The organism is Nocardia terrae (assembly GCF_009760405.1).
Classification (GTDB): domain Bacteria; phylum Actinomycetota; class Actinomycetes; order Mycobacteriales; family Mycobacteriaceae; genus Nocardia; species Nocardia terrae.
This window is the reverse complement of sequence record NZ_WRPP01000013.1, coordinates 143729-170277: the sequence shown is the minus strand read 5'-3', so window position 1 is coordinate 170277 and position 26549 is coordinate 143729. Positions and strand designations below refer to the sequence as shown.

The window sequence follows — 26549 nt, the reverse complement described above, 5'->3', positions numbered from 1 at the left end:
ACGTGAACGCTTAGAACCACGAGAGGGCAGGAAACGCCGAATGACCACCAAGGCAGCGAAGAAGCTCCCACCACTACCGGAGGTCAAAGACCCAGGAATCTACGCCTACCGGGTGAAGCCAGAGCGACCCGGCGACAAAGGAATTCGCTACCGAGTCGTCTACCAGACCCCCGAAGGGAAGCAGTCCCAGAAGCGAGGGTTTGAACGCCTGGAAGACGCACGAACCTTCAAGGCCAACAACAAGGTTCGCATTGACGCTGGCGAGTACGTAGCGCCGTCCAAGGGCAGGATCACGGTAGGAGAGCTAGCCCCCGACTGGTTGAAGGCGAAGAAGGCCGCGAACAAGAAATCCAGCTACACCGCGAACGAAGGATCGTGGCGACTGCACGTTAAACCCAGGTGGGAGAACGTCAAGGTCTCAGCGATCACCAGTGACGCGGTAGAAGCCTGGATTACAGACCTGCTCCTTGAAGCTCAGGAACGAGCGGAGAAGGCCAAAGCACGCGGCGGGAAGGTCTCCGATGGGGCTTCCCTCATCCGGCAGGCACACACAACGCTGGTCGGCATTCTCGACCTTGCTAAGAAGCGCGGAGCGATCAAGGGCAACCCTGCCCGTGGGATTGATGGCGTGCCCAAGCTGACCAAGAAGCGGCACGTATACCTCACCAACGACGACGTACAGCGGTTAGCGAAGGAAGCCGGGCAGCATCGAACGCTGGTGCTTGTCCTCGCGTACTGCGGTCTGCGTTGGGGTGAAGCGGTAGCGCTGCGGGTGCGTGACGTTGACGCCACCAGGGGCAGGCTCATCGTGTCTGAGAACGCCGTACAGCTGTCAGACGGCATCGAGGTAGGCACTACCAAGAGCGACAAGTGGCGGACCGTTCCCGTGCCGCTGTTCGTCATGGTGGAGCTGAAGAAACGCACCAAGGGCAAGCTAGGTGACGCCCTGCTGTTCCCTCACCCTGGCGACCCTGACGAGTACCTACCTCGGTCCAAGCATGGTGACGGCTGGTTCGCTGGCGCGGTTAAGCGGGCGAAGATTCAGCGGGTCACTCCCCACGATCTCCGCCACACGTGCGCGAGCCTCGCTGTGTCGGCTGGGGCTAACGTTCTGGCGCTGGCGCGGATGCTCGGTCACTCTGACCCGTCGATTACCTTGAAGACGTACGCGGACCTGTTCGATACCGACCTAGACCGGGTGGCGGTTGCCATGGACAAGGCTTACAGCCCTGCACCTTGCCAAAACCTTGCCAAGGCCGAAAATGCGGAGACGAAAGCAGCCTGAAAACCATGTCTGAGCTGGGCAACCATGGGTGAACTTCACGTCACGTTTATCTGCACCGGCAATATCTGCCGGTCCCCGATGGCCGAGAAGATCTTCGCCGCGTACCTGGAACGGGACGGGCTGGCGGATCGGGTGCGGGTGAGCAGTGCCGGGACCGGGAGTTGGCACGTGGGGGACGAAGCCGACTACCGGACCACGAAGGAGCTGGTGGCACACGGGTATCCGATCGGGCACAGTGCGGCGGTGATCGGGCCCGAGCATCGGGACGCCGATCTGCTGGTGGCGCTGGACACCGGGCACGAGCGGGAGTTGGCGCGGCTGGGGGTGCCCTCGGATCGACGGCGGCTGTTGCGGAGTTTCGATCCGTCCGCCACCGGGCGGTCGGTGCCGGACCCCTACTACGGGGACCAGGCCGACTTCGCGTCGGTGCGCGAGCAGATCGAGGCGGCGATGCCGGGACTCCTCGAGTGGGTGCGTGAGCAACTCGGCGAACAGTCCGGAGGCCGGACCGCATGAGCTCGAAGACTTCCGTGCTGCGGCGCCTCACCTTTCTGCTGCGGCCCAGCTGGCTGATTCTCGCGGTCGTCGTGGTCGGGTTCGCCTACCTGTGTTTCTCGGTGCTCGCGCCCTGGCAGCTCGGCAAGAACACGCGGACCTCCGCACGCAATGACCGCATCGCGAACTCGGTGCACGCCGCCCCGGTCGACATCACCACCATGCTCTCGGGCAGCGGCAAGGACACCGAGTGGCGGCGCGTCACCGCGGACGGCGCCTACGTCCCGGATTCGACCGTGCTGGTGCGGCTGCGCCACCTCGACGGCCAGCCCGCCTACACCGTGCTCGCCGCCTTCCGCCTCGACGACGGCCGCACCCTGCTGGTCGATCGCGGCAATCTCGCGGCGGCCGAAGGCGGCACCCATCCGCCCGCCGTCATCGCCGCCCCGCCCACCGGCACCCAGCATCTGGAGGCCCGCGTCCGCGCCTCCGAGGGCGTCATCGACAAGAAGCCCCCCACCACGGAAGAGGGCTACCGCCAGGTCTATACGACCGACACCGCCCAGGAAGCCACGGTGATGGGCCTGCCCCTCACCCCCATCCCCACCGACGGCCTCGGCGGCTACCTCCAACTCGAACCCAACCAGCCCGGCGCCTTCACCCCCGACCCCCTCCCCCAACTCGACGCCGGCCCCTACCTCTCCTACGGCCTGCAATGGCTGGCCTTCGGCGTCATGGCCCCCCTCGGCCTCGGCTACTTCATCTGGGCCGAAATCCGCGCCCGCCGCCGCGAAAAAGCCGAAGCCGCCACCCAACCCGCCGCGCCCCGCGACATGAACGAGCCCGCCACTGCCGCAGCCGAATCGCCCGTCGCCTCGAAACCGACCAAACCCAACGACCCGCCCCCCGCCACGAAACCCACCACCAACGAGGCCCGCCTCACCGACCGCTACGGCGGCACCCGCCGCTGACCCGCCGCAAGCCCACCCGACCAGCGACGTCGAGTGGCACACCAGCGAGGGGGGAACGGACAAATCCCCTCGGTGGTGTGCCACTCGACGAAATTGGCGGGAGGCGGGAGGTTACCGTCGGGCACGAGGGCGGGCCGGAGGTGACCGAGTCGAGGGCGAGGGTTCGCATCGGGCCGAGTCCTCGACGGTAGGGCGCGTGGGGGCGGGATGGGGCTCGGATAGCCTCGCGGGGTGCGGATCGGGATGGCTACTGCGGTGGGACTGGTGCTCGGGTTCGGGGTGGACCGCGTGTTCGGGGATCCGCGGCGGGGGCATCCAGTGGCGGGGTTCGGGTCGGTGGCGATGAAGGTGGAGGAGTTCACCTATCGGGATGGTCGCGCTGCCGGGGTGGTGCACGAGGTGCTGTTGGTCGGAGCGGTGGCCGGGGTGGGGATCGGGCTGCGAGGGGCGGTGAGCGGCCGGGGCGGGATTCGGTCGCGGGTCTTGCGGCGGCAAAGCGTCTACCGGCCGGACCACAGTGTGAGTCGAATGTCCCGGCGGCGCAGCACGATCCGGGCCGATCGCGGTCTGGCCCGAGGGCTCGGGGAGGTGGTGGTGACGGCGGCTGCGACATGGACCGTGCTCGGCGGGACGACGCTTGCGAAGACCGGGCGGGAGATGGCGGATCGGCTGGAGGCGGGGGATGTCGCGGGGGCGCGGGAGTTGTTGCCTTCGTTGTGTGGGCGGGATCCCGCGTTGCTGGATGCCGATGGTTTGGCGCGGGCGGCGCTCGAGTCGATCGCGGAGAACACCTCGGATGCGACTGTGGCGCCGCTGTTCTGGGGTGCGGTCGCGGGGGTGCCGGGGTTGCTGGCTTATCGGGCGGTGAACACGCTCGATGCGATGGTGGGGTATCGGAACGAGCGGTACGGGCGGTTCGGGTGGGCGGCGGCGCGGACCGATGATGTGGCGAATCTTGTGCCGGCTCGGGTCAGTGGGCTGATCACGACCGCGTTGGCGCCGGTGGTCGGCGGGCGGCCCGCGAACGCGTGGCGGGCGTGGCGGCGGGATGCGGCGAAGCATCCGAGTCCGAACGCCGGTGTGGCGGAAGCGTCGATGGCGGGGGCGCTGGGCGTGACGCTCGGCGGGAAGACGGAGTATCGGCACGGGGTCGAGATGCGCCCCACGCTCGGCGACGGGCCGGTGCCCCGGGTGCGCGATCTGCGGCGTGCGGTGCGGCTGTCCGAAGCCGTTCAGGTGGTCGCGGTGCTGGCCGCCGCGGCGACCACCTGGCCGCGTCGACGCTGAATCCCGCGCCGACACCGAATCGAATGCCGCCACTGATCCGGTGCGCGGGACTGGCGTCCGGCCGGTCCCAATAACCAGACCGCGCGGTCGACTTCGATAGATTTCCGCGAGAATGTCACAGTCCGCCGAGCAGATTCGTCGGTTCTGTAGACGGCTCGCCCGACCGGGCGAGCGTGAGTGAGCGAGGGTGCGATGAGTGACGAGCGGCGGAACGGGCCCGATCAGGCCGAGCTGGCCCGGCAGTTCGAGGAACACCGAGGCTATCTGCGGCGGGTCGCCTACAGCACGCTCGGCAGCCTCAGCGACGCCGACGACGTGGTGCAAGAGGCGTGGCTGCGACTCGTGCGCTACTACGACACCAGCCCGGAGGGCGCGGAGATCGAGAATCTGCGCGCCTGGCTGACCACGGTGACCGGCCGCCTGGCCCTCGACCAGCTGGGTTCCGCGCGGGCCCGGCGCGAACAGTATGTGGGCGAATGGCTTCCGGAGCCGGAGATCACCGCCTGGGACGATCCGGCCGACCGCATCTCCCAGGACGAGCGCGTCACCACCGCCCTGCTGGTGGTGCTGGAATCCCTGTCCCCCGCCGAGCGCACCGCCTTCGTGCTGCAGGACGTCTTCGGCATGACCGGCCCGGAGGTCGCCGAGGTGGTCGGCCGCACCCCGGCGGCCGTACGGCAATTGGCCTCGCGCGCCCGCAAACACGTGGAGAACGGCACGCCCCGCTTCCCGGCCAGCGCCGACGAGCACGAGAAGGTGGTCTCCGCCTTCGCGGTCGCCTGGCGTTCGGGCGACCTGAGCGCGCTGCTCGGCCTGCTCGACAGCAATGTCACCTTCACCTCCGACGGCGGCGGCAAGGTGCAGGCCTTCCTGCATCCGATGCACGGCGCGGACAAGGTGGCCAAGACGCTGCTCGGCTTCCTGGAGTTCGCGTCGAATATCGGTGGCGCGTGGGGCCGTTCGGTACTGGTCAACGGCCGTCCGGGGCTGGTGGTGTTCGACGGCAAGTACACCGGCGTCTTCTCGTTCACCATCGACGAGGGCCGGATCACCAAGATCGACGTGGTCCGCAATCCCGACAAGATCCATCTGCCCGACGACAAGGAACCGGACTGGCCGCTGGGCGAGTCGCACTGAGCGACGAAAACGACGGGCCCGCACTCGGATTCCTCCGATCGCGGGCCCGCCCGTATTTCAGGAGGCGACGCGTGTCACCGGCCGCAGCCCGTGGGAGGCCGCGACCTCCGGCGAGTACAGCTGGCCCGCATGGGCCGTGAGTCCTTGCGCCAGACCGGGATCGGCCTTGCAGGCGTCCCGCCAGCCGAGGTCGGCGATCGCGCGGGCGTAGTGCATCGTCACATTGGTGAGGGCCACCGTCGAGGTGTGCGGCACCGCGCCCGGCATGTTCGCCACGCAGTAGAACAGCGAATCGGCCACCGGGAACGTCGGTTCGGCGTGGGTGGTCGGATGCGAGCTCTGGAAGCACCCGCCCTGATCGATGGCGATGTCCACCAGCACCGAGCCCGGCCGCATGTGCGCGACCAGCGCGTCGGACACCAGCTTCGGCGCCCGCGCCCCGGGCACCAGCACCGACCCGATCACGAGATCCGCTGCCAGCACCGCCTTCTCGACCTCGGCGGCATTGGATCCCAGGGTGGTGACCCGCCCGCCGAACCGCGCGTCGAGTTCCCGCAATCGCGCGATATTGGTGTCCAGCACCGTGACCCGCGCCCCCAGCCCGACCGCGACGACCGCCGCGTTGCTGCCCGCGACCCCGCCGCCGAGCACCACCACGTCCGCCGGCCGCACGCCCGGCACCCCGCCGAGCAGCACACCGGCCCCGCCCTGCGGCGACATCAGGTGATAGGCCCCGACCTGACTGCCCAGCTTCCCCGCGACCTCGCTCATGGGCGCGAGCAGCGGCAGGGTGCCGTCCGCGGCGCGCACGGTCTCGTAGGCGATGGCGGTGATCCCGGACCGCAGAATCGCGTCGGTGCATTCCCGCGAGGCCGCCAGATGCAGGAAGGTGAACAGCACCTGCCCGTCCCGCATCCGCGAATACTCCTCGGCGATGGGCTCTTTCACCTTCATCACCAGCTCCGCCGCACCCCACACCTCCTCCGGAGTGGGCACGATCCGGGCACCGGCGGCGACATAGTCGGCATCGGGGAACCCGGACCCGACGCCCGCCCCCACCTCCATCAGCACCTCGTGCCCGTGCCCCACCAGCTCCCCGGCACCGGCCGGGGTGAGTGCGACCCGATACTCCTGCTCCTTGACCTCCCGCGGAACCCCGATTCTCATACCGCCATCGTGGACCCGGACGGCCTCGCCCGCCATGAGCGCCACGGCCCGATTTCGCTTTCGGCAACCCGGGCGCAAACCGGGCCGGGGCGTTCGATCACTGCGCCGGGACCTCGACCGCCAGCACCTCGCCCGGCGTCGGAATCCGCAGCAGGTGCTCGCGCTCGGCCAGCATGAACCGGTGCGTCAGGTAGTCCAGGTGCTCGGAGAAGTGCGCCCAGCCCTCGGCGTGCACGGGAACGATCGCGGCCTCACCGAGTGCCGCCGACGCGCGGGCGGCAGTGCGGCCGTTGAGGGTCAGATCACTGTCGCCGAACCGGTCGGTATTCGCGGCACCGACATTGAGGATCGCGATATCGATGCGCCCGAAGCGTTCCGCGATCCGCTCCACGTATTCGACCGAGGCATTGTCGCCCGAGACATACACCGTCGGCAGTCCATCCGCCTGCAGCACGAATCCGGTGACCACACCGGTGAACGTCTCGCACCCCTCCGGTCCGTGCAGCGCCGGGACTCCGGTGACGGTCACCGCCCCGATCCGCACCGACTCCCAGTTCGCCAGTCCCCGAACACCTTCCATCCGCCCGGCGGCATCCGGCGTGGACAGCACATGCTCGACGCTCGGCAGCAGCGCCCGCCCGGCGGCATCGAGATTGTCCGCGTGCTGGTCGTGTGACAGCAGCACCACATCGATCGGGCCGACCTCGGCGACCGGCACGGCGGGACCGGTGAGCTTGTACAGCGTGACCGGACCGGGGTAGTCGCCCGGCTCATCGAACGTCGGATCGGTCAGCCAGGTCAGGTCGCCGTAGCCGAATCGCACGGTGGGCCCGCCGATGTGAAGGAGCTCGAGGGTGGTGGCCGCGGTGTCGATCGTGTTCGTCATGCCGACGAGTCTCGCGGCTCGACGCGGCCACCAACAGTGACCTGTGGGCCGATATGTGACGAGATCAAGTCATTCACCAAGCCTCGCCACTAAGTCGTACCACAATCCGGTACCATTAGCTCAACACCCTGCGAGAGGACACCACCATGACTTCCATGTCCGCCAGCGAGGCGCGGGCGAAGCTGTACCCGCTGATCGAGCAGGTCAACGACGACGCCGTCGCCATCCACATCACCAGCCGCAACGGCAACGCGGTCCTGATCTCCGAGGACGAGTACAACTCCCTACGCGAGACCCTGTACCTGCTCCGATCCCCCGCCAACGCCGCCCGGCTCGCCGAGGGCATCGCACAGGCCGAGGCCGGAGAAACCGTGGAAGTCGACATCGACGATCTGGCGAAAGGGCTTGAATGAAAGTCACTTTCGTCAAGACCGCATTCGAAGACTTCGAGCACTGGGTGGGCACCGATCGCAAGATGGCGCTACGTATCATCCGCCTGATCGGCGACATCCAACGCAACCCATTCGACGGCCTCGGTAAACCCGAGCCCCTGAAAGGCGACGAGTCCGGCTACTGGTCGCGCCGGATCAACGACGAACATCGCCTGGTCTATTCAGTAGCCGGCGACACGCCCATCATCGTCCAAGCGCGCTACCACTACTGAGCAACACGGCTTCCGCCCCGACCGCAATGCCGGGCGGCCGGGGCGGCCGATCTTCCAGCGGCCGAGTCGTCGCCGAACTCACCCGCCGCCCGCGGTGGCCCGCACCGCAGCACCTACCGGTCCGATACATCCCGATCGCGATCCGACCCAGTCCGGTCAGGACCCCGCTGAGCACGCTACGGTCTGGGCCCGAACACACTTGGACGAGCCCCTCGATCTCGACGGCTGGGCCCGCACCGCCCTCATGTCGCGGCGCACCCTCACCCGCCGCTTCCGCGACCGCACCGGCACGAGTCCCCAGCGGTGGCCGCTCCAGCAGCGCGTCGACCACGCCCGCCTGCTCCTCGAATCCACCGATGACACCATGGACCGCATAGCCGCCGACGCGGGCCTGGGCACCAGCGTCAACCTCCGCCACCACTTCCACCGCCTCCTCGGCACCACCCCCGCCGCCCACCGCGCCCTCTTCCGCCGCTAGGTTCGGGCCATGAGGATTCAGTTGGGTGAGCATGCGCCGCAGGTCGACGAGAGTGCGTGGATTGCGCCTAATGCCACCGTGGTGGGGCGGGTGCGGCTGGAAGCCGAAGTGAGCGTCTGGTATTCGGCGGTGCTGCGCGGGGATATGGACTCGATCACCGTCGGGGCGCGCAGCAATATTCAGGATGGGTGTGTGTTGCATGCCGATCCGGGGTTTCCGTGCACCGTGGGTGAAGGGGTCTCGGTGGGGCACAACGCGATTCTGCACGGGTGCACGGTCGAGGACGATGTGCTGATCGGGATGGGGGCGACCGTGTTGAACGGGGCCGTCATCGGGGCGGGGAGTTTGATTGCCGCGAATGCGCTGGTTCCGGAGGGCGCGCAGATTCCGCCGGGGTCGCTGGTGGCGGGTGTGCCGGGCAAGGTGCGGCGGGAGCTGAGTGAGTCCGAGCGTGATCACATTCGCTTGAATGCGGCTGCGTACCTGCACAACATGTCGCTGCACCAGCAGGGTCAAGAGGCGTGACTGAAGGGGGCGTGTGAGAAAGCCCACACTGAACAAGCGACCATAAAGGCCGCTGCTAGCATCGGGCGAAGCGTTCCCGGCGGCCCGGGCTGTGCCGCCGTTTGCCGGGTGCGCGCTCGGGCTAGCAGGAGGTTTCAACGGTGTCGTACGAGCACGACGGTATGCACCGACGGCGGATCAGCGTGGCCGATATCGCCGCACAGCCAGGGGGAATCGAGGCGCTGCAGCGCCGAGTTCACGAACTACGTTCCAACGGCCGGGATTTCGCGGCCAATGCCATCGAATGGGAAATGACGGCACTGAACGTCCGCTGATCGGCACCGAATGGACCTGATCGGGCACGGCGCGAATCGCTACGATCCCTCGATGCGATAATGCGGGACGGCCTTGCGCGCCTTGGCCGTTCACCGCACCGTCGCGGTCGCTACCCGATCGACTGGAGACTCGATGCCGTCCGTGCCCACCATCCTGCAACGCATCCTGGAGAAGCCGCGGGCCGAAGGCGAACAGCTGCTCGAGAGCGCGCTGTCGGCCTTCCTCGACTTCGGGATCAAGCGCACCAGCATGGGTGAGATCGCCCGGCGCGCGGGCATCAGTCCCGCCACGCTGTACCGGCGCTTCGAATCCAAGAACGATCTGGTGGCCGCGGTGGGCGTGCGCGAGGCGCAGCTGTTCATCGCCGAGATCGACAAGCGGGTGCAGGAGGCCACCACCGGCGGGCACACCGCCAACGATCAGCTGGTCGAGATCTTCGTCGCCTTCATCACCCAGCTGGCGAACAACAAACTGCTGCAACGGCTGCTGCGCACCGAACCCGACACTATCCTGCCGCGCCTGACCACCGACGCCGGTCCGATCCTCGCGGTCGGGCGCGGCTACCTGGCCGAGAAGCTGCGCGCCCTGCAGGCGTCCGGCGACGTGCCCGACTTCGACCCGGACCTGGTCGCGGAAGTGCTTGCCCGCCTGGGACAGTCACTGGTGCTGACGCCGGACGGCCTGATCCCCCTGACCGACGAGACCGCGGCCCGGGATTTCGCGCGCCGCACCGTGCTGCCCATGATCGGCGTGCAGCCGGTCTGATTCCGGCCGGAAAACTCATTCGGCCGATCCGGAGATTTCCGGCAGACTCATGATCATGCAGTTCCGCGCCGCCCTCAGCTCCGCCCGGAAACGGGTGGCCACCTGGTTTCCGGCGCGCCGCGTAGCGAAGATCTGCCTCATCGGATTCGTTCTGGTCCTCGTCGTCCTGATCGGCTCCGACCTGGGTATCCGGCTCGCGGAACGGAAGTACGAATTCAGCGTCGATTCCGCCCCGAGCGCGGATGTGGCCATCGTGTTCGGCGCGGAGGTCAAGGCCGGCGGCAAGCCGTCGGGTTACCTGGCCGCCCGCCTGGAACTCGGCCGCAAGCTGCTGGAGGCGGGCAAGGTGAAAGCCCTGCTGCTCACCGGCGACAACGGCCGCCCCGACTACGACGAGCCGACCGCCATGCGCGCCTGGCTCATCGACCACGGCGTCCCCGCCGCCAAGATCGCCTTGGACTACGCGGGATTCAGCACCTACGAGTCCTGTGTGCGCGCCCACGACATCTTCGGCGTCACCTCGGCCATCGCCGTCACCCAGGACTTCAGCCTGCCCCGCACCGTCGCCATGTGCCGCGCGGTCGGCATCGACGCCACCGGCGTCGGCGACGACACCCAGCCCCACAGCGACATCTACCGCAAGAACTGGCTGCGCGATCAATTGGCCGACACCAAGGCCGTCTATTCGATCCTCGTCCGCCCCGAACCGAAGTTCCTTGGCAAGCAAGAAACTTCGGTCCGCGACGCCATGGCGGCCGACTCACCGCGATGAGCCGTCGTTTCTAGACGTTCCCGGCGGCCATGCCCGCGCTGCCCAGTCCGCCCGCGGCGACCGCGCTACCCGCCATGAGTCCGACGGCGGCGAGAATAAGAGCCCACATTTCCAGCACCTTTCGACTGCGAATCATTGAAGACGCATCGGAAAGTACTGCCGCCCAATCCCCTTCGACGAGACCCGAGCCCGAATTCTGGGCCGACTGTATGGCGATACGCAGCAGCTTCACAGTTCCCCGCTCGCCGATCACGTGGTGAGCGCGTCGGCTCGACCGCAAATTCCACCGGACACAATTGTGATAGCTGAGTCTTTGCCATCGCCTCGCGCGCCGAGCAGAATGCAAACCGTCGGAGCAACGGGCATGCGTTCGAAGGAGATCGCGGCGTGGGCGGTTCGGTCGAAACGGAATCCGAAATCGAAAACTCGTCACCACGCCGGAGGCTGCTGGCGGTGACGGCCTGCCCCGCCGGGATCGCGCACACCTATATGGCCGCCGAGAAACTCGGGCAGGCGGCCGCGGCGCTGGGCATCGACATGAAGGTCGAGACGCAAGGGTCGATCGGCGTGGAGAACGCGCTCACGACCGCCGACGTGGCCGCCGCGGACGGTGTCATCATCGCCGCGGACAAGGATGTCGACCTCGAGCGGTTCGCGGGCAAGCGGGTGCTGATCGTGCCGGTGGCGGAGGGCATCCGCCATCCGGAGAAGCTGATCGAGGATGTCCGGTCCGCGCCCGTTCAACAGGGCGGAGGACACGGCTCGGGTCCCGCGGCCGGGGCGGGCGAGCGCAGCGTCGCGCTGAAGGCGCTCATGAACGGCGTCAGCTACATGATCCCGTTCGTCGCGGTCGGCGGTCTGCTCATCGCCATCTCGCTGTCGCTGGGCGGGCACACCGATCCGTCGGGCGGACTGGTCGTTCCCAAGGATTCGATCTGGTACAGCGTCAACCAGATCGGCGGCATCGGATTCACCCTCATGGTGCCGATCCTGTCGGGCTATATCGCCTACGCCATCGGCGACCGGCCCGCCCTGGTGCCCGGCATGATCGGCGGCTGGATCGCGAACACCGGCGCGCTCTACGACTCCAAGGCGGGCGCGGGCTTCCTGGGCGCGATCGTGACCGGGTTCCTGGCCGGGTATCTGGTGCTGTGGATCAAGAAGGTCAAGGTGCCCCGGTTCGCCCAGCCGATCATGCCGATCATCGTGATCCCGATCCTGGCCACCCTCGGCGTGGGCCTGTTCTTCATCTACGCCATCGGCCACCCCATCGCCTACGTCTTCGAGCACCTCACCTCGTGGCTGGGCGGCATGACCGGCACCAGCGCCATCGCGCTCGGCGCGATCGTGGGCCTGATGATCGCCTTCGACATGGGCGGCCCGGTCAACAAAACGGCCTTCCTGTTCGGCGCGGGCCTCATCGCGACCGGCAACCTGTCGGTCATGGGTATGGCCGCGGCCGCGATTCCGGTTATGCCGCTGGGTCAGGGCCTGGCCACGCTGTTGCGCCGGCCGCTCTACGACGATCAGGAGCGCGAGGCCGGTCTGGCGTCGATGTTCATGGGGTTCTTCGGCATCTCCGAAGGCGCGATCCCGTTCGCGGCTTCCCGTCCCGCCCAGGTGATTCCGGCCAATATGATCGGCGGGGCGGTGGCGGGCGCGATCGCCGGTGTGGCCGGGGTGGGCGACGCGGTGCCGCACGGCGGGCCGATCGTGGCCCTGCTGGGCGCGATCAAGGGGATTCCGATGTTCTTCGTCGCGGTGGTCGCGGGCACGGTGGTGACGGCCGTCCTCACGATCGCGCTGATCGAGTTCCGGAACCGGCGAAAGGATCGGTCCCACACCGCGGCCCCGGTGATGGTCACCGAAAAGGCCCCCGCCACCGGCGAATCCGAGATCCTCGACGGCGCGCTCACCGAGCGCACGGTACAGCCGGTCCTCGCGGCCACCGACAAGCAGGCCGCCATCCGCGAGATGGCGACGCTGCTGAGCCGCAGCGGCAAGGTGACCGACGCCGACGAACTCCTCGCGGCCGCACTGCGCCGCGAGGCCGAGGGCGTCACCGGCCTGGGCGACGAGATCGCCATCCCCCATGCCAAAACCGATGCCGTCACCGCCCCGGTGGTGGCCTTCGCCCGCGCCCCGCAGGGCATCGACTGGGACTCCCCCGACGGCAATGCCGCCAAGCTGATCTTCATGATCGCCGTCCCGCTGGCCGCCGCCGGTGACGAGCACTTGCGCATCCTGGCCCTGCTCGCCCGCAAGCTCATGGACCCGGCCTTCCGTGAGCGGCTGCTCGCCGCGCCGGACCGCGCGGCGATCCTCGAGATTCTCGGCGAAATTCGGCAACCGGCCGAACACGTTTAGCCGCACCACCTCCGGATATCTGAAATACCGACGAGTCGTTTTGCCGAAATCACTGGCAGACAAGGGAACTCGCGCATTCCGAATTCGCCCGCGACCTCATCCGGGCGTTGTACGATTGCACACACCGGAACGGCAAAAGCCTTCCAACCCTTGAGAATTCGCGAATTCCCTTTACACACGGAAAGGGAATAGGACATGTCGCAAGCAAATTCGGGTCAGTTGCGCCTGATAACCCCGGATCAGGAAGCCGCTGTTCTCGCGCTCGTGCAAGACCTCCTCACCGGTGACGCCACAGGTGTGTCCACCTATCTCACCTCGGACGTCGACGCGGTCCGCAGCCGGTGCGGAATCCGCAATGTCAAGATCCCGGGCCACGAAGGCGTCCAACTCGACGCACTCATCGCCTGGCCGCGCACCGACGGGCCCCATCCCCTGATCGTCATGCCCGCCGGCCTCGACCCGACCGGCTGGAAGATGTATGGCGGCGCGGTCATTCGACTGCTGATGCGCGGCTACGCGGTCGTCGCCTACACCGAACGCGGCCTGCCCGGATCCGGGGGCGAACTCACCGTCGCCGGTCCCGAGGACGTCCAGGACGGGCACGCGGTCATCGCCTGGGCACTGCAGCACAGCGAACTCGAGGCCGACGAGAACCGGATCGGCATGATGGGCATCTCCTACGGCTCCGGTATCAGCCAACTCGTCGCCCATCAGAACGACAAGGTCAAAGCCGTTGTCGCGCTGAGCACCTGGGCCGATCTGGGCGAGGCCCTCTACGACAACGGCACCCGGCACATCGCGGCCGCGCGGGCACTCGGCAATATCAGCGAGAACCCGAGCGCCGAGCTGACGAAGATGCTCGAATACTTCGAAGCCAACACGAACATCGGCGAGGTACTCGACTACGCGAAGCCCAGGTCACCGGCCCACGCGGAACGCACGGTGCCAGAACCCGTTCCGACCTTCTTCACCAGCTTCTGGCACGAGACCATCTTCCCGCAGAACCAGCTGCTCGCGTACTTCGAACGCTATCCCGGCCCCAAGCGCCTGGATCTGGCCATCGGCGACCACTCGTCCGTGGAGGTCGCCGGTCTGCTCACCGGCGTCTACACCCGGACCACGGAGGCCGCCTACGACTGGCTCGACCGCTATGTCCTCGGCATGGCCAACGGCATCGACCAGGACGGCGCGGTCCACACCGAAACCATGCACGGCTTCGACATGACCTCCTCCCCCGACCTGGCCACCTGGTCGAAGTCGACCCGCCGCTACTACCTGCACGCACCCGCCACCGGCTCCCCCGACGGCAGGCTGACCGTGGAACAGCCCGCCAGCCAGAGCCAGAGCTTCCAGGCGGGCAGCGAACAGGTCATGGCCGCGAAAACCCTTGTCTTCGACGGCATGTTCGAGCGCCTGCTCATGCCCAACCGGCAGCCGTTCAAGGACATCGATCGCACCAAGGCGGCTGTCTGGAGCACCCCGCACATCTTCCTGAAACCGCATCACATCGCGGGCACTCCCGAACTCTCGGTGACTGTCACCCCGTCCGGGAAGACGGCCACCCTCATCACCTACCTGTTCGACCTGGATCCCTTCAACCGCCTGCGCATCATCACCCACGCGGCCGCCACCATCACCAATGACCAAGCCGCCCAACCCAAATCCCTGCGCGTCCGCCTCCAGGCGACCGACTACCAGCTCCCCGCCCTGCACAGACTGATCATGGTCATCGACACCGTCGATCACCTCTATCTCGGCGACGAAAATCCGCCCACCGGCATCGTCACCCTGTCGAGCGAAACCGGCCCGTCCTACATCGACATCCCGATCGCACCCTGATCCGGAGTACGAAACGGCCACCGGCGCACCGATCCGCGGCACCCGACCGGCGGGTCGGTGCGCCCACGGCGTCAGAGTCCCCGCGACCGGGGGTACTCGTCACCGAAGCGGCCACGCCGAGCGGGCGGGGTCCGGCACGGTGACACGGACTCCGCCCTCTCGATGAAACAGCCTGTGCTACCACGCGTTACGCGGGTCAGCGCAGGTCCGGGAGGACCTTCACGCCGTGCGCCTTGGCGGCGTCGAGCTTCTCCGGGTTCTCGCCCAGCAGCTTCAGGATGGTCGGGGCGATCTGGGTGGTCTGGACTTCCTGGGTGTGGACTTTCTTGTGTGCGCCCGGGCCGAAGACGAGCAGGGGGACGTCGCGGTCGGCGGGGTTGGCGCCGCCGTGCTCGGCGATCTTGCCCTTGCCGCCGGTGTAGACGGTGCCGACCCGCGCGACGCCGACCAGGTCGGGGTGGCGCGGATCGTTGGCGGGAGCGCCCAGGTAGGAGGCGGCGTCAGCACCCGCGTGGATCTCGGTCAGGCCGGACTTGGTGTACGCCTTGGCGTTTCCGTTGATGTCGTTACCGGTGCCGTTGTTGTTCAGCAGCCACCCCTTGGCGAAATCGGCGGCCTCCTGCGAACGGTCGTTGAGCCACAGCAGCATCGCGTCGTCGTTCACACTGAAGGCGACCAGGTCCGCCTTGGCGTCGGGGTGCTTCGCCTTCCAGGCGGCATTGAGCGCGGTCATGATCGGGCCGTCGTCGATGCGGGTCAGATCGCCGGGCTTGGTGGGCGACTGGCCGTGCTTGGCCGAGAGGATGACGGTGGTGGTCTTGTCCTCGCCCTTGGCCTTCAGCTCGGCGAGCAGCTTGCCCAGCTGGCCGTCGACGTAGTCCAGCGCGCCGGACAGCAGCGGGCCGGGGGTCACGCCGTCGGCCTGGTAGCCACCGGTCTGACCGTCGGAGGTCGGCAGCTTCTGCGCGACCGAGACGCTCTGGAAGTTCATGCCGAAGACGGCCGGCTCACCGACCTGCTCGGCGCCGGAGTGGTCCTTGCCGTCGATCTCGTTGAGGACGGCCTGCACCTTGTAGCCGTCGTACTGCTGGGTGGACTTGTCGTCCTTGGTCCAGTCCTTGCCCGCGATCGGGGAGGCGGAGTTGATCTCCGGGGTGAACAGGTCGTCGATCGCCTTGCCGGACTTGCCGTCCAGGATCGAGTAGGCCGGGTGCTTGTCCGACCAGGCGGTCCGCTTGCCCGCGTCGTGCAGGACGTCGAACACCGAGTTCACCTGCAGGTACTGGTTCGGGTAGACCGGCTTGCAGGTGGCCGGGTCGACCGGCATGGCGGCCGGGTTGAGCACCGTCTTCGGGTCGCCGGTCATACCCAGGATGCTGCCCGGCAGCCCCGGCAGGCCCTGCCCGGCGTCGAGGGCGTTCTGGTCCTTGTCCATCGCCTCGGTCATGGAGACCTCGGCGCCCTTGGGGGTGTTCTTGCAGTCGGTGGTGCCGGCGGGCAGCAGGTCATGGTTGAAGGTGTCGTCGTAGTAGACGCCCGACTGGCCGGCGGTGGCGCCGGTGAACTGAGCGACCATGCCCGGGAACGAGTCCGACGGGTTGGTGGTCTTGGCGTTGGTGTACTGATCGCCGTTGTCGGCCAGCTGAGCCAGCGTGGAATTCGGGTGCTGCTTGACATACCACGCGAGATCAGCCTGGTGCATGCCGTCGACCGAGATCAACAGCACGTGCTTGTCTTCCTTCTTCTCGCCGTTGCCCGGGGCGGCATGGGCGATACCGGTTGCCGTACAGGCCAACGCGAGTGCGCCGGCGGCAGCGCCCAAGCCGATCTTCTTGCGGGACACGGTTCCTCCTCATCACGCGACGCAAACCTCTTGCGTCGCGGCGTTATTGCTAACGGCCCGGGATTACCGAGTGCGGGCGCGTTGCCGAATGACCGGCGAATAACAGAGGAGACAGAGTGAACTAACGGTGTTTATTTCGGCCGGAACCTTTCCGGACAAAAAGAGCGGAGCGGCGCCGATTCGGCGCCGCTCCGCTCTTCCGTGTGAAAACTCTTGCGCTACCGCGATTTACGCGGGAACTTCGCTGCGGTCACCGCTCCACAGCGTGTGGTACTTGCCCTCGGCGTCGATGCGCTCGTAGGTGTGCGCACCGAAGAAGTCGCGCTGACCCTGGGTCAGCGCGGCCGGGAGGCGCTCAGCGCGCAGGCCGTCGTAGTAGGACAGCGAGGACGCGAAGGCCGGGACCGGGATGCCGAGCTGGGTGGCCACCACGACCACGCGACGCCAGCTGTCGATGGCCTTCTCGATGGCCTCGCGGAAGTACGGGGCCAGGATCAGCGACGGCAGCGCCGGGTCGGCTTCGTAGGCCTCCTTGATGCGGTTGAGGAAGCGGGCCCGGATGATGCAGCCGCCACGCCAGATGGTGGCCAGGTCGCCGGGGTGCAGGTCCCAGTTGTACTCGGCCGAACCGGCGGCGATCTGGTCGAAGCCCTGCGCGTAGGCGACGATCTTGGAGGCGTAGAGCGCCTGGCGGATGGCCTCGGTGAATTCCGCGACATCCGTGGGCTTTTCGCCGAGCACGCCGGAAGCGAGGCCCTTGGCGGCGGCCCGCTGGGTGCGCGAGCCCGACAGCGCGCGGGCGAATACGGCCTCGGCGATACCGGTGACGGGGATGCCCAGATCCAGCGCGGACTTGACCGTCCAGCGGCCGGTGCCCTTCTGCTCGGCGGCGTCCACGATCACGTCGACCAGCGGCTTGCCGGTCTTGGCGTCGACCTGGTTCAGCACCTCGGCGGTGATCTCCACCAGGTAGCTCTCCAGCTCACCGGTGTTCCATTGGGTGAACACGTCGGCGATCTGCTTGGCGTCGAAGCCCAGCGCGTCGCGGAACAGGTTGTAGGCCTCACCGATGAGCTGCATGTCGGCGTACTCGATGCCGTTGTGCACCATCTTCACGAAGTGGCCGGACCCGTCGGGGCCGATGTGGGTGCAGCAGGGGGTGCCGTCGACCTGCGCCGCAATGGATTCCAGCATGGGACCCAGCGACTCGTAGGACTCCTTCGGCCCGCCCGGCATGATGGCGGGGCCGTTCAGCGCGCCCTCCTCGCCACCGGAGATGCCCGCGCCGACGAAGTTGAGCCCGCGCGCGGCCATGGCGGCCTCGCGGCGGATGGTGTCGGTGTAGAGGGCGTTGCCGCCGTCGATGATGATGTCGCCGGGCTCCATGGCGTCGGCGAGCTCCTCGATCACGGCGTCGGTGGCGTCACCGGCCTTGACCATGATGAGCACCCGGCGCGGCTTCTCGAGCGCCGCCACGAACTCCTCGACGGTCTCGGTGCGCACGAAATCACCCTCGCCGCCGTGCGCCTCGAGCAGCGCGTCGGTCTTGCCGATGCTGCGGTTGTGCAGGGCCACGGTGTAGCCGTGCCGTGCGAAGTTGCGGGCGATATTGCTACCCATGACCGCCAGGCCGGTCACGCCGATCTGGGCGCGCGCTTCCGAGGTCGCCATGAAACAGCCTCTCTCCGTTCGACAGAATTGATGACCGCACGAATAGTCCTCGGCGGCGGCATCCCGGAACGCGTCCACGACGCCATACCTTTTCTACCCGGTCGGCCTGGGTCACACCGAAGGACCCCGGGCACCGGCGCGAATTCACCCGGCCCGGCGGGCGGTGACCGGTGCGATCGCCGCCGCGTCCCCGGGTTCGCGGCGCGCGGTCCAGCCGAGCCGCTCGGCCGGGGCCTCCGAGGCCACCCCCTCCGGCGGGTGGGTGGCCCGCCCGATCCCGACGTCGAGCCGCCCCTGGGCGAGCAATCGGCACTGCTCGGGGACTCCCGCCTCGATCTGATGCACCTCCACCGGATTCGGATGGTGATGCCGGACCGCGGCCAGCACCACCGGCATGGTGTCGAAACCGGGGTCCCCCACCGCGACCCGCAGAATGGCGTCGGTGCCGGTCATGGTGCGCGCGGCCGCCGCGGCCCGGTCGACATGGTTCAGGATCAGCCGCGCCTCGCCCAGCAGCAGCGTGCCCGCCGCGGTGAGGCGCACATGATGGGTGCTGCGTTCCACCAGCGGGACCGCAATTCGCGTTCCAGCCGCTGAATCCGCTGGCTCAGCGCCGACTGCACGATGTGCTCACGCGCGGCCGCGCGCCCGAAGTGCAGTTCCTCCGCCAACGTCACGAAGTAACGCAGTTGCCGCAACTCCACGGCCTTTCCCCCTTCGCGTGCTTTATCGAATATCGCGCGAACGAGCGGCAGGGTAACGAGTGGTCGGCTACACCGATTTACGGCGCGCGCTTCGATCAGTTCGAGTGATGACGTATTCCGAATTCGCTCGTTTCCGACGCCCGCGGCCCCGGGTTGCACTGGGTGGCTGCCTGGCCGACGGATATCCGTTCGTCTTCGGTTTCACCGCCTACGAAAGCATCTTCACCCCGGCGGTCGACAAGACCGGCGCGATCCCGCTCCCGCACCACAGCGAGAAAGTGGTCGGCGGGCACTGCGTGGTGGCCGTCGGTTACGACGACAGCCGACAGGTCTTCCGAATCCGCAATTCCTGGGGCGAAACCTGGGGCGACAACGGCTACGGCACGATGCCCTACGCCTATCTGCTGTCCCGCATCGCCTCGGATTTCTGGACCATCCGCACCGTCCGGGGCTAGCCGAAAACCCGTGGCCGCGACCGTGTAAGCCCGGTTACATTGCCACGATGACACGTTTGAACCAGATCGTCGCCGTCGAGAAAGGGATCAAGTCCCGGACCTTCTCCGACCTCACCGAGGCCCATCACAAGCTGGCCAAAAACCCGCTGCTGAGCGGTATTTCGCGCACCTATCGCCCCAAGGACGAGGAGGGTGAGCAGCTGCCGCCCGAGTCGACGCGCGTGCAGGTGCGATCCGAGGAGGTCCTGGCGACCACGGCGGAGATCCTCACCAAACTGTTCGACGTTGTCGCGACCAAGGATTGGGCCAATACGACCGCCGCCGCGGACGTGGTGGTGGACGGGCGCACCCTGGTGAAGGACGCGCCCATCACCTATCTGCTGTTCCTGGAGAAGCAGCTGGTGGACCTGCACACCTTCGTGCGCAAGCTGCCGGTGCTCGACGCGGCCGAGTCGTGGGAGTACGACGCCGCCGCGGACTGCTACGCCACCGAGCCGGTCCAGACGGTGCGCACCAAGAAGATTCCGCGCAACCACGTGAAAGCCGAAGCGACGGAGAAGCATCCGGCGCAGGTGGAGGTGTACCACGAGGATGTGGTGGTGGGCTACTGGCGCACCATCAAGTTCTCCGGCGCACTGCCCGCCAAGCGAGTGCACGAGCTGACCGAACGCGTCGAAAAGCTGCAGCAGGCGGTGAAATTCGCGCGCGAGGAGGCCAACAACGCCGAGATCACCCAGCGCAAGCTGGGCGCGGACGTCTTCGGATATTTGTTTGGCTGAACCGCGCGGCGGCGACTACAGTCGGCACTGCGCAAGGAGCGCAAACTGAAGCAGAAGCTCAGTGTGACAGGCGAAGCGGCCCAGTGGAGGTTCGAATCCTCCCCCCGCCATCCACGGCGGGGTAGCCCAAATGGCAGAGGCACCGTGCCCTCAAACTCACATTATCGCTCCAGTTTCAGTATTCGCCGCCGAACGCCGAATCGAGGGAACGGTTTGTCAGCGTGAAGGTTGGGAGTTCAACTCTCCCCGGCCCAGCCACTCATTGGGCCGTAGCTCAATCGTAGAGCGTCACGTTAACTTCAGACTAACGCCGTTCTTAAACGTGTCGGCGTGCCGCAAATGGGTGGCCACCGAAACCCCGGGGCAGGCTACGCCCCGGGGTTTCCCCATTCCTCCGCCCCGGTCAACCGGCAACCGACATCCCCGACCCCACCCCACGTTCCTTCGGACCCGGCACAACAGGGGCGCGCCGGATCTCACCGGATTCACGATGGCCGGCCTGAGCCGAGTCGATGAGCCGTGTATCGCGGGCTTCGTCAGCCCGGTAGCTGGAAGCCGACTTCGGCTCCGCCGCCGGGGCGGTCGGCGGTGTAGACGGTGCCCGCGTGGGCGGTGATGATGTCGTGCACGATGGCCAGGCCGAGGCCCGAGCCCGGCGTGGCGCGGGTGCGGTCGGCGCGGTAGAAGCGGTCGAAGACGGCTCGCTGGTCGGCGGCGTCGATGCCGGGGCCGCGGTCCAGCACCGCCAATTCGGTTCCGCGGACCCGGACTTCGACCTCGGTGTCTGCCGGGCTGAACTTGGTGGCATTGTCCAGCAGGTTGTCGACGCAGCGAGCCAGCGCCCTGGGTCGCGCGAGGACGGTCGCCGCGGCCGCGGCCTGCCCGACGGCTTCCGCGTCGCGGGAGGCAGCCGACGGATCGGTCGCAGCCCGATCCGAAGGGACCGAGGCAGTGGCCGCGGAACGCGGGGAGACGGCCTCGCTGCGCACCGTGATGACACGGCCGGTACGGCGCCGGAAACGCTGGGCGCAGTCTTCGGCCAACACCGAAAGCTCCAGTGGCGCAGTCGGTTCGGTGACATGCTGGTCCGTCGCGAGTTCGACGAGCTCCCCGACCAGGGCGTCGAGCGCCTTGGCCTCCTGCACCAGGGTGGTCAGCACCTGCGATTCGTCGGCCGGGCCGAGCCTGCCCTGCGCGCGCTGTAGGAGCTCGGCGCTGCCGCGGACGGAAGTGAGCGGCGTGCGCAACTCGTGCCCGGCATCCTGGACGAGTCGATGCTGTTGTGCACGCGACAGTCTCAGGGCGGCGAGCATGGCGTTGAAGTCGCGGGTGAGTTCGCCGACCTCGTCGCGGCCCGCGTCGGGCAGCACCGTCGACAGGTCGCGGGTGGTCGTGATGCGCTGGGTCGCGGCGGCCAGGCGGCGCATCGGGCGCAGTACCGCGCCGATGGCGAGCCAGCTGATCACGGCCGCCGCCAGCACCGCGGCCACGGTGATCGAGGCGGTGCGCCAGAAGAATTCGCGATCGATGCGCAGCACCTCCGAGTAGTTCTGGCCGACCATGAGCGCGCCGCCGCCGGGCCGGGGCTCGGTGATCACGCCGTGGGTCTGCGACCCGATCTCCACCTCGGTCGACGACCCGCCCTGCCCGGTGCGCGCGATGGCCCGGTCGGAATCGTTGACCGGCAAGGGTTCTCGGCCGGGCGTCAGCACCCGCACGGTGCCGTCGGGCAACAGCAGCTGTTCGGTGGTGTCGGGCCGCACCGGCAGCGGTGCGCCCGCGTCGAGCAGTGACCGCACGGTGGCGGCCCGATCCTCGAGCCCCCGCTCGACCTGATCGGCGATCAGCGGCGACACGCTGCGGTACGCGGTCAGCATGGCGATCAGGATGGCCGCCACCGTCGTCGCGAGCGCGACCAAGGTCAGCCGGGTGCGCATCACACCGCCTTCACCGTGTAGCCGACATTGCGGACGGTCTGGATCAAGCGGGACCCGCCGCCCTCCTCGGTCTTGCGGCGCAGGTAGCCGATGTACACGTCCAGCGACCGCGATTCGGTGTCGAAGTCGAAGCCCCAGATGTGTTCGTAGATCTGGCTTCTGGTGAGCACGACGGGCGCGTTGCGCAGCAGCAGCTCCAGCACGTCGAACTCGGTGCGGGTGAGGTCCAGCAGTCGATCCCCGCGCCGGACCTCGCGGGTCGCCGGGTTCAGGGTCAGATCGGCGGCCGCGAGCACCGCGGGCTCGTCGGGTGCGCTGCGCCGCAACAGCGCTCGCAGGCGGGCCAGCAGTTCCTCGGTGTCGAACGGCTTGGCCAGGTAGTCGTCGGCGCCGGCGTCGAGTCCGGCCACCCGGTCGCCGACCTGGCCGCGCGCGGTGAGCACAAGGATCGGCAGCCGATCCCCGCGCCGCCGCAGGGTCCGACACAGGGACAGCCCGTCCATGCGCGGCATGACGACATCCACCACCGCCAGATCCGGCCGGTCGGTCTCGAGCAGGTCGAGGGCCTCCCGGCCGTCCCCGGCCAGCCGCACCTCGTACCCTTCGAACCGCAGCAGCTGGTCCAGGGTGCTGCGCACATTCGGATCGTCCTCGACCACGAGCACTTTCGCTGATGTCACCGCGCCAGTCTGATCGGTGGCGGACCTCGTCATCGCAGGCCACCCGTCAGTTCGTGACCGGGGCCACGACGATCGGCGGAACCGACGCGACGCACTCCGCGCCCTGCACCGTGCCCGTCCGCACGAAGCGCGCCACGATTCCGCTCACGCAGCCGGACGGCTCGAGATCCGGCACGTGCCCGGTGTTCGGGACCGAGATGAAGGTCGAGCGCGCGAACTTCGCGGCCAGCTGCTTGCCGTTGGCATCGGGGGTGACGGCGTCCAGGTCACCGGAGAGCACCAGCACGGGGATGTCCGGCATCGGGGTCGTCACCTGGTCCGGCCGCTGATGCCCCGCGATCCCCGGCCAGCGCAGGCAGACGTCGCCGCCGTCGCGCTGCCCCGCGACGAAGCCCTCGGCGCTGAACGCCCCGAACTCGCCCGCCGCGGCGGCCACCCGCTGCCGGAACTGCCGCTCCCGCTCCGGCAACGCGGCCTCCCGTGACCACAGCGGCGGATAGTCGTTGCAGGACAGCGTCATATACAGTCCGATGTTCTCGTAGGCCGGCTCCTCGGTGGTGAGCCGGACGAACTCGGTCAGCCCGGCGTCATCGCCGCGCACCGCCGCGTGCAGAGCGGCGGGCAGCATGCCCAGCGGGGTCATGGACTGCGGGGCGGCCCCGACACTGCTGGTCGCCGCCTCGAACACCAAGGTCGCCAGCTTCGCCTCGTCGACCACCACCGGCTGCTTCGCGGCCACCGGCAGCGGATGCTCGCGCAGTCGGGCGGCGACCGTGCGCAGATCCTCGACCGCCGTCGCGCCGTCACACGCGCGGCTGCGATCGCAGATCCGTTGCAGCGCGAGGGAGACCGCCGCCGCGTTGGGCCGCTGCAACGGGTCGTGATCGGACGCGTAGGCACCGGTCAGCACCATGGAGGCGATGGCCTCGGGATGCCGCTGCGCGTAGACCGGCATCAGGAAGGTCCCGTAGGAGATGCCGTACGGAATCACCTTGTCGATCCCCAGTTTCGCGCGCACGGCGTCGAAGTCGTCGACGGTGGCCGCGGTGGTGTACGCGGCCGCCCTGTCCCCCAGCCGATCCGCGCAGCGCGCGACCGCATCACGTTGCTGCGCACGGGTTCCCAGCTGGAACTCGTCCGCTCCCACGCCGCAGTCGATCGCCCCCGACACCCCGGTCCCGCGCGGATCGATGAGCAGTACGTCGTGGTCGGCGAGCAGATCGGCGGTGACCTGGACCGCCTCCGCGGCATGCGAGATCATCGGTACTCCCGGCCCGCCCGGGTTCGGCAGGATGGTGCCCGCGGCCGGTCCCGCACCGCGATTCTTGATCCGCGCGTACCCCACGTCGACGGTCCCCAGGTCCGGCCGCCCCTCGATCAGCGCCCGCGACACACTGCCGCAGTCCACCGCGTAGCCCTCCACCGTCGGACACCACGGGATTGCCGCATTCGAATTCTTCGCTCCCGCATCGCATCCCGTGATCAAACCGGCCGTAATGGCCGCGACCGCCGCGAAACTCGCCCATGCCCGCACTCCGGTGCGCATTCGGTCACTCCCTCACCCGTGCCCGCCCGGCACTTCCGAGCGGCTCACAGGCATCCTGCGCACCGGAGATCAAACCGGATTCAAACCGATGACAAAGGCGGGTAAGAATCCGCGGAGGGACGCTACTGCGGGCCCGCCTCCGGTAGTGCGAGCGAGCCGTAGCCGTGCTGCCCGGCGACCTTACTGGCGGTGCGGGCATAGGTCAGCCCGAGCACCGAGGGATTCATATTGAACAGATACGGCTGCTCCATCCAGTTCGACGGCGAGTACACCGCCTGCATGAGTTCGACGGCGTGCCCCTGGACCGATCCCTGTTTGCCCAGCACCACATAGCAGCACGATCCGGCCTTGTCGGAATAGCCCTTGAACTTCTTCCAGGGATCCATGGTCGCGCCGATGCTCATCAGCCAGTGCGAGAATTCCTGCGTGGGGTAGTTCTGCAGGTCGACTCCGAAACCGCTGACGGCGGCGACATATCCGTGCTGGGTGACCTTGTTCAAATCGGTCATCATGGCGTGATAGATCGACGGATTCGGTTTCAATGTCTGCGGTACGTAGGTCTGGTAATAGAGGTGGACCATGATCGGCTCATACGTGTGCGGATCATAGAGCGCCAGTTGATATCCGCCGACGGGCGCGACCTGCCCCGGTGCGACGACGTAGGGCGGTGGCGGTTCCACCGGCGGCGACACCACTGCCACATTGCCATTGGCGATGATGCCCCAATCGGTGGACACATTGCCGCCGCCGGGCGCCAGGCCCGGGGTGTAATCGGTGTCGGCGAAGACCAGGATCGCGCCGTTGGTGTACGCCTCGAGCGCATCCGACACCGCGCCGGCCTGATTGCCGGAGAACAGGTCGGTCAGCGGCTTCAGCCGGAACTCGATGACCGCCGGATTCCTCATGACCGCATTCGACCACTGGGTGAAGATGCCGACGTGATTGTCGCCGTAGCTGGGATTGAGGGCGTCGAGGATCGAGTTGTCGCCGCCGGTGGCGCTGACCGTGACCAGCCGGCTGTTGGACCAGGTCTTGCCGAGCTCGTCCCACTGCGTCTTGGACTCGGCCTTGCTCGAGGTGAACACGGCCTTGTACTCGAGCTGGATATTGGCGCTCACCGACTGCTGGTTCGAGGAGTAGCTGGTCTGCACCGCCTCGTAGTAGTCCAGGCTGCCGCCCACGACGACCGAGCCGACGAAATGCGTTCCCCACTTGCGGAACACCGCGAAGAATTGCTCTTGATTCTGCGGCGTGAAGTTGTCGGGCAGGTTCTTCACGTCCGGGTCGTTGCGGAAGGCCGGAGTCTGCGCGTCGGGAGAACTGTCGTTGAGGAACAGGTCCCACGCGGTGTAATCGGCTTCATAAATGCCGTAATAGTATGACTGGTCGGTATTTACGGTCTTTTGGTAGGCCACATCGAACTGGCCGCTGAACGCGCCATAGGACGCCTTGACCCCGGCCTTGCTCGAGAAATGCGACTGGAACTGCTCGACCGTGCTGTATACATAGGACGAACCGGTGGTATGCGTGGACTGCACGGCCTGCGCATTCTGTGGCACCTGATAGGTGATCCCGGTCGGCGGATATTCGAACGTGCCATCGTCCGGACCGAGGGCGATGATCTGCGGCATGAGGGATTTGGTGCTGTAGGTCCCCAAGATATTGAATCCGCGACCGACCGCGGATGCCCCGGGTATCAACGACATGGTGTGATCCTTCCGTTGTCGTCCCCACGGCAATGGTAGGGTTTACACGGTCGAAACACGTTGAACTCCAAGGAATTAAGAAAACATACCCCAGGTCATTAGAAGCACGTGTTCAGTCACGTGAAACAATTGCGGGCGCTCTCTATCTCGAGAGATAGCTGCGAATCTCCGTGCCCCGCCGCGACAGTCGTCGATACTCGATTTCGCAGAGTCGCTCGGTGGCCACGCGCGCTCCATGAGCCCTCCGTGACCATACACACATGACGATGACTGTA

At 67.5% G+C, this 26549-nt stretch carries 27 protein-coding genes; 17 read left to right on the top strand and 10 right to left on the bottom strand.

What is annotated here, in order from left to right:
* The first annotated feature begins 40 nt into the window (after positions 1-40).
* From GPX89_RS40330 to sigJ, 5 genes are all read left to right on the top strand, one after another.
* On the top strand, positions 41-1285 hold the full coding sequence (locus tag GPX89_RS40330; protein ID WP_157393042.1) for a tyrosine-type recombinase/integrase: 1245 nt from the start codon (positions 41-43) through the stop codon (positions 1283-1285).
* A gap of 24 nt (positions 1286-1309) precedes the next feature.
* On the top strand, positions 1310-1801 hold the full coding sequence (locus GPX89_RS40325; RefSeq protein WP_157393041.1) for a low molecular weight protein-tyrosine-phosphatase: 492 nt from the start codon (positions 1310-1312) through the stop codon (positions 1799-1801).
* A gap of 17 nt (positions 1802-1818) precedes the next feature.
* Positions 1819-2751: an SURF1 family cytochrome oxidase biogenesis protein gene (locus GPX89_RS40320; protein WP_157393098.1), complete on the top strand. Its 933-nt coding sequence runs from the start codon at positions 1819-1821 to the stop codon at positions 2749-2751.
* 243 nt (positions 2752-2994) lie between these two features.
* Complete coding sequence (locus tag GPX89_RS40315; protein ID WP_157393040.1) at positions 2995-4038, top strand: cobalamin biosynthesis protein; 1044 nt, start codon at positions 2995-2997, stop codon at positions 4036-4038.
* A gap of 192 nt (positions 4039-4230) precedes the next feature.
* Complete coding sequence (gene sigJ / locus GPX89_RS40310; RefSeq protein WP_157393039.1) at positions 4231-5175, top strand: RNA polymerase sigma factor SigJ; 945 nt, start codon at positions 4231-4233, stop codon at positions 5173-5175.
* 57 nt (positions 5176-5232) lie between these two features.
* On the opposite strand, the gene ald is transcribed toward sigJ, so the two are convergent.
* Positions 5233-6342: an alanine dehydrogenase gene (ald, locus tag GPX89_RS40305; RefSeq protein WP_157393038.1), complete on the bottom strand. Its 1110-nt coding sequence runs from the start codon at positions 6340-6342 to the stop codon at positions 5233-5235.
* 97 nt (positions 6343-6439) lie between these two features.
* A complete protein-coding gene (locus GPX89_RS40300) occupies positions 6440-7228 on the bottom strand; it encodes an MBL fold metallo-hydrolase (RefSeq protein WP_157393037.1) in 789 nt (262 codons plus the stop codon).
* 146 nt (positions 7229-7374) lie between these two features.
* On the opposite strand from GPX89_RS40300, the gene GPX89_RS40295 reads away from it, so the two are divergent.
* From GPX89_RS40295 to GPX89_RS40255, 9 genes are all read left to right on the top strand, one after another.
* Entirely contained in the window at positions 7375-7641 is a 267-nt protein-coding gene (locus GPX89_RS40295; RefSeq protein WP_157393036.1) for a type II toxin-antitoxin system Phd/YefM family antitoxin, read from the top strand.
* Positions 7638-7892, top strand: a complete 255-nt coding sequence (locus GPX89_RS40290) for a Txe/YoeB family addiction module toxin (RefSeq protein WP_157393035.1) — start codon at positions 7638-7640, stop codon at positions 7890-7892. The genes GPX89_RS40295 and GPX89_RS40290 overlap by 4 nt, the downstream gene beginning before the upstream one ends.
* A 199-nt stretch (positions 7893-8091) precedes the next feature.
* Positions 8092-8370 carry a helix-turn-helix domain-containing protein gene (locus GPX89_RS45170; protein ID WP_235949170.1) on the top strand — a complete coding sequence of 93 codons (279 nt, stop codon included), beginning with the start codon at positions 8092-8094 and terminating at the stop codon, positions 8368-8370.
* Between the two features lie 9 nt (positions 8371-8379).
* Positions 8380-8895, top strand: coding sequence for a gamma carbonic anhydrase family protein (locus GPX89_RS40280; RefSeq protein WP_157393034.1), 516 nt, complete (start codon positions 8380-8382; stop codon positions 8893-8895).
* A 140-nt stretch (positions 8896-9035) separates the two neighbouring features.
* Positions 9036-9209 (top strand): hypothetical protein, encoded by a 174-nt coding sequence (locus tag GPX89_RS40275; protein WP_157393033.1) that lies wholly within the window; start codon positions 9036-9038, stop codon positions 9207-9209.
* 133 nt (positions 9210-9342) lie between these two features.
* Positions 9343-9975 (top strand): TetR/AcrR family transcriptional regulator, encoded by a 633-nt coding sequence (locus GPX89_RS40270; protein WP_157393032.1) that lies wholly within the window; start codon positions 9343-9345, stop codon positions 9973-9975.
* Between the two features lie 55 nt (positions 9976-10030).
* Entirely contained in the window at positions 10031-10747 is a 717-nt protein-coding gene (locus GPX89_RS40265) for a SanA/YdcF family protein (protein ID WP_157393031.1), read from the top strand.
* A gap of 387 nt (positions 10748-11134) precedes the next feature.
* Positions 11135-13114 carry a PTS fructose transporter subunit IIABC gene (locus GPX89_RS40260; protein WP_328602872.1) on the top strand — a complete coding sequence of 660 codons (1980 nt, stop codon included), beginning with the start codon at positions 11135-11137 and terminating at the stop codon, positions 13112-13114.
* Between the two features lie 195 nt (positions 13115-13309).
* On the top strand, positions 13310-14953 hold the full coding sequence (locus GPX89_RS40255) for a CocE/NonD family hydrolase (protein ID WP_157393030.1): 1644 nt from the start codon (positions 13310-13312) through the stop codon (positions 14951-14953).
* A gap of 196 nt (positions 14954-15149) precedes the next feature.
* Here GPX89_RS40255 and GPX89_RS40250 read toward each other — a convergent pair whose 3' ends face one another.
* From GPX89_RS40250 to GPX89_RS45165, 4 genes are all read right to left on the bottom strand, one after another.
* Positions 15150-16796, bottom strand: coding sequence for an alkaline phosphatase family protein (locus GPX89_RS40250; protein ID WP_328602871.1), 1647 nt, complete (start codon positions 16794-16796; stop codon positions 15150-15152).
* Between the two features lie 228 nt (positions 16797-17024).
* Positions 17025-18467, bottom strand: a complete 1443-nt coding sequence (gene gndA / locus GPX89_RS40245; RefSeq protein ID WP_157393029.1) for an NADP-dependent phosphogluconate dehydrogenase — start codon at positions 18465-18467, stop codon at positions 17025-17027.
* A gap of 144 nt (positions 18468-18611) precedes the next feature.
* Positions 18612-19031, bottom strand: a complete 420-nt coding sequence (locus GPX89_RS46385; RefSeq protein WP_407939559.1) for a LysR substrate-binding domain-containing protein — start codon at positions 19029-19031, stop codon at positions 18612-18614.
* The gene (locus tag GPX89_RS45165; RefSeq protein ID WP_407939562.1) at positions 18962-19144 is read right to left on the bottom strand and encodes a helix-turn-helix domain-containing protein; all 183 of its coding nucleotides are present in this window, start codon (positions 19142-19144) and stop codon (positions 18962-18964) included. Before GPX89_RS45165 ends, GPX89_RS46385 begins: the two co-directional genes overlap by 70 nt.
* Here GPX89_RS45165 and GPX89_RS46125 point away from each other — a divergent pair.
* The 3 genes from GPX89_RS46125 to GPX89_RS40230 are packed head-to-tail and all read left to right on the top strand — an operon-like array spanning position 19094 to position 20405.
* Positions 19094-19279, top strand: a complete 186-nt coding sequence (locus GPX89_RS46125) for a hypothetical protein (protein WP_328602883.1) — start codon at positions 19094-19096, stop codon at positions 19277-19279. The genes GPX89_RS45165 and GPX89_RS46125 overlap by 51 nt on opposite strands.
* Positions 19279-19626 (top strand): C1 family peptidase, encoded by a 348-nt coding sequence (locus GPX89_RS40235; protein ID WP_157393028.1) that lies wholly within the window; start codon positions 19279-19281, stop codon positions 19624-19626. Before GPX89_RS46125 ends, GPX89_RS40235 begins: the two co-directional genes overlap by 1 nt.
* Positions 19627-19673: 47 nt before the next feature.
* Positions 19674-20405 (top strand): DUF7873 family protein, encoded by a 732-nt coding sequence (locus GPX89_RS40230; protein ID WP_157393027.1) that lies wholly within the window; start codon positions 19674-19676, stop codon positions 20403-20405.
* A 536-nt stretch (positions 20406-20941) separates the two neighbouring features.
* Here GPX89_RS40230 and GPX89_RS40225 read toward each other — a convergent pair.
* The 4 genes from GPX89_RS40225 to GPX89_RS40210 form a co-directional block, all read right to left on the bottom strand.
* Positions 20942-22342 carry a HAMP domain-containing sensor histidine kinase gene (locus GPX89_RS40225; protein ID WP_157393026.1) on the bottom strand — a complete coding sequence of 467 codons (1401 nt, stop codon included), beginning with the start codon at positions 22340-22342 and terminating at the stop codon, positions 20942-20944.
* Positions 22342-23022, bottom strand: coding sequence for a response regulator transcription factor (locus GPX89_RS40220; RefSeq protein ID WP_328602870.1), 681 nt, complete (start codon positions 23020-23022; stop codon positions 22342-22344). The genes GPX89_RS40225 and GPX89_RS40220 overlap by 1 nt, the downstream gene beginning before the upstream one ends.
* Positions 23023-23068: 46 nt before the next feature.
* Positions 23069-24568, bottom strand: a complete 1500-nt coding sequence (locus tag GPX89_RS40215; protein WP_157393024.1) for an alpha/beta fold hydrolase — start codon at positions 24566-24568, stop codon at positions 23069-23071.
* 122 nt (positions 24569-24690) lie between these two features.
* Positions 24691-26274, bottom strand: a complete 1584-nt coding sequence (locus GPX89_RS40210; RefSeq protein WP_157393023.1) for an MAC/perforin domain-containing protein — start codon at positions 26272-26274, stop codon at positions 24691-24693.
* Positions 26275-26549 lie beyond the last annotated feature (275 nt).

What these genes read in the sequence shown, in the direction of transcription:
- GPX89_RS40330 (WP_157393042.1), top strand. Translation starts at nt 41, where the DNA reads ATGACCACCAAGGCAGCGAAGAAGCTCCCACCACTACCGGAGGTCAAA.
- GPX89_RS40325 (WP_157393041.1), top strand. Translation starts at nt 1,310, where the DNA reads ATGGGTGAACTTCACGTCACGTTTATCTGCACCGGCAATATCTGCCGG.
- GPX89_RS40315 (WP_157393040.1), top strand. Translation starts at nt 2,995, where the DNA reads ATGGCTACTGCGGTGGGACTGGTGCTCGGGTTCGGGGTGGACCGCGTG.
- sigJ (WP_157393039.1), top strand. Translation starts at nt 4,231, where the DNA reads ATGAGTGACGAGCGGCGGAACGGGCCCGATCAGGCCGAGCTGGCCCGG.
- ald (WP_157393038.1), bottom strand. Translation starts at nt 6,342, where the DNA reads ATGAGAATCGGGGTTCCGCGGGAGGTCAAGGAGCAGGAGTATCGGGTC.
- GPX89_RS40300 (WP_157393037.1), bottom strand. Translation starts at nt 7,228, where the DNA reads ATGACGAACACGATCGACACCGCGGCCACCACCCTCGAGCTCCTTCAC.
- GPX89_RS40295 (WP_157393036.1), top strand. Translation starts at nt 7,375, where the DNA reads ATGACTTCCATGTCCGCCAGCGAGGCGCGGGCGAAGCTGTACCCGCTG.
- GPX89_RS40290 (WP_157393035.1), top strand. Translation starts at nt 7,638, where the DNA reads ATGAAAGTCACTTTCGTCAAGACCGCATTCGAAGACTTCGAGCACTGG.
- GPX89_RS40280 (WP_157393034.1), top strand. Translation starts at nt 8,380, where the DNA reads ATGAGGATTCAGTTGGGTGAGCATGCGCCGCAGGTCGACGAGAGTGCG.
- GPX89_RS40270 (WP_157393032.1), top strand. Translation starts at nt 9,343, where the DNA reads ATGCCGTCCGTGCCCACCATCCTGCAACGCATCCTGGAGAAGCCGCGG.
- GPX89_RS40265 (WP_157393031.1), top strand. Translation starts at nt 10,031, where the DNA reads ATGCAGTTCCGCGCCGCCCTCAGCTCCGCCCGGAAACGGGTGGCCACC.
- GPX89_RS40255 (WP_157393030.1), top strand. Translation starts at nt 13,310, where the DNA reads ATGTCGCAAGCAAATTCGGGTCAGTTGCGCCTGATAACCCCGGATCAG.
- gndA (WP_157393029.1), bottom strand. Translation starts at nt 18,467, where the DNA reads ATGGCGACCTCGGAAGCGCGCGCCCAGATCGGCGTGACCGGCCTGGCG.
- GPX89_RS40235 (WP_157393028.1), top strand. Translation starts at nt 19,279, where the DNA reads ATGACGTATTCCGAATTCGCTCGTTTCCGACGCCCGCGGCCCCGGGTT.
- GPX89_RS40230 (WP_157393027.1), top strand. Translation starts at nt 19,674, where the DNA reads ATGACACGTTTGAACCAGATCGTCGCCGTCGAGAAAGGGATCAAGTCC.
- GPX89_RS40225 (WP_157393026.1), bottom strand. Translation starts at nt 22,342, where the DNA reads ATGCGCACCCGGCTGACCTTGGTCGCGCTCGCGACGACGGTGGCGGCC.
- GPX89_RS40215 (WP_157393024.1), bottom strand. Translation starts at nt 24,568, where the DNA reads ATGCGCACCGGAGTGCGGGCATGGGCGAGTTTCGCGGCGGTCGCGGCC.
- GPX89_RS40210 (WP_157393023.1), bottom strand. Translation starts at nt 26,274, where the DNA reads ATGTCGTTGATACCCGGGGCATCCGCGGTCGGTCGCGGATTCAATATC.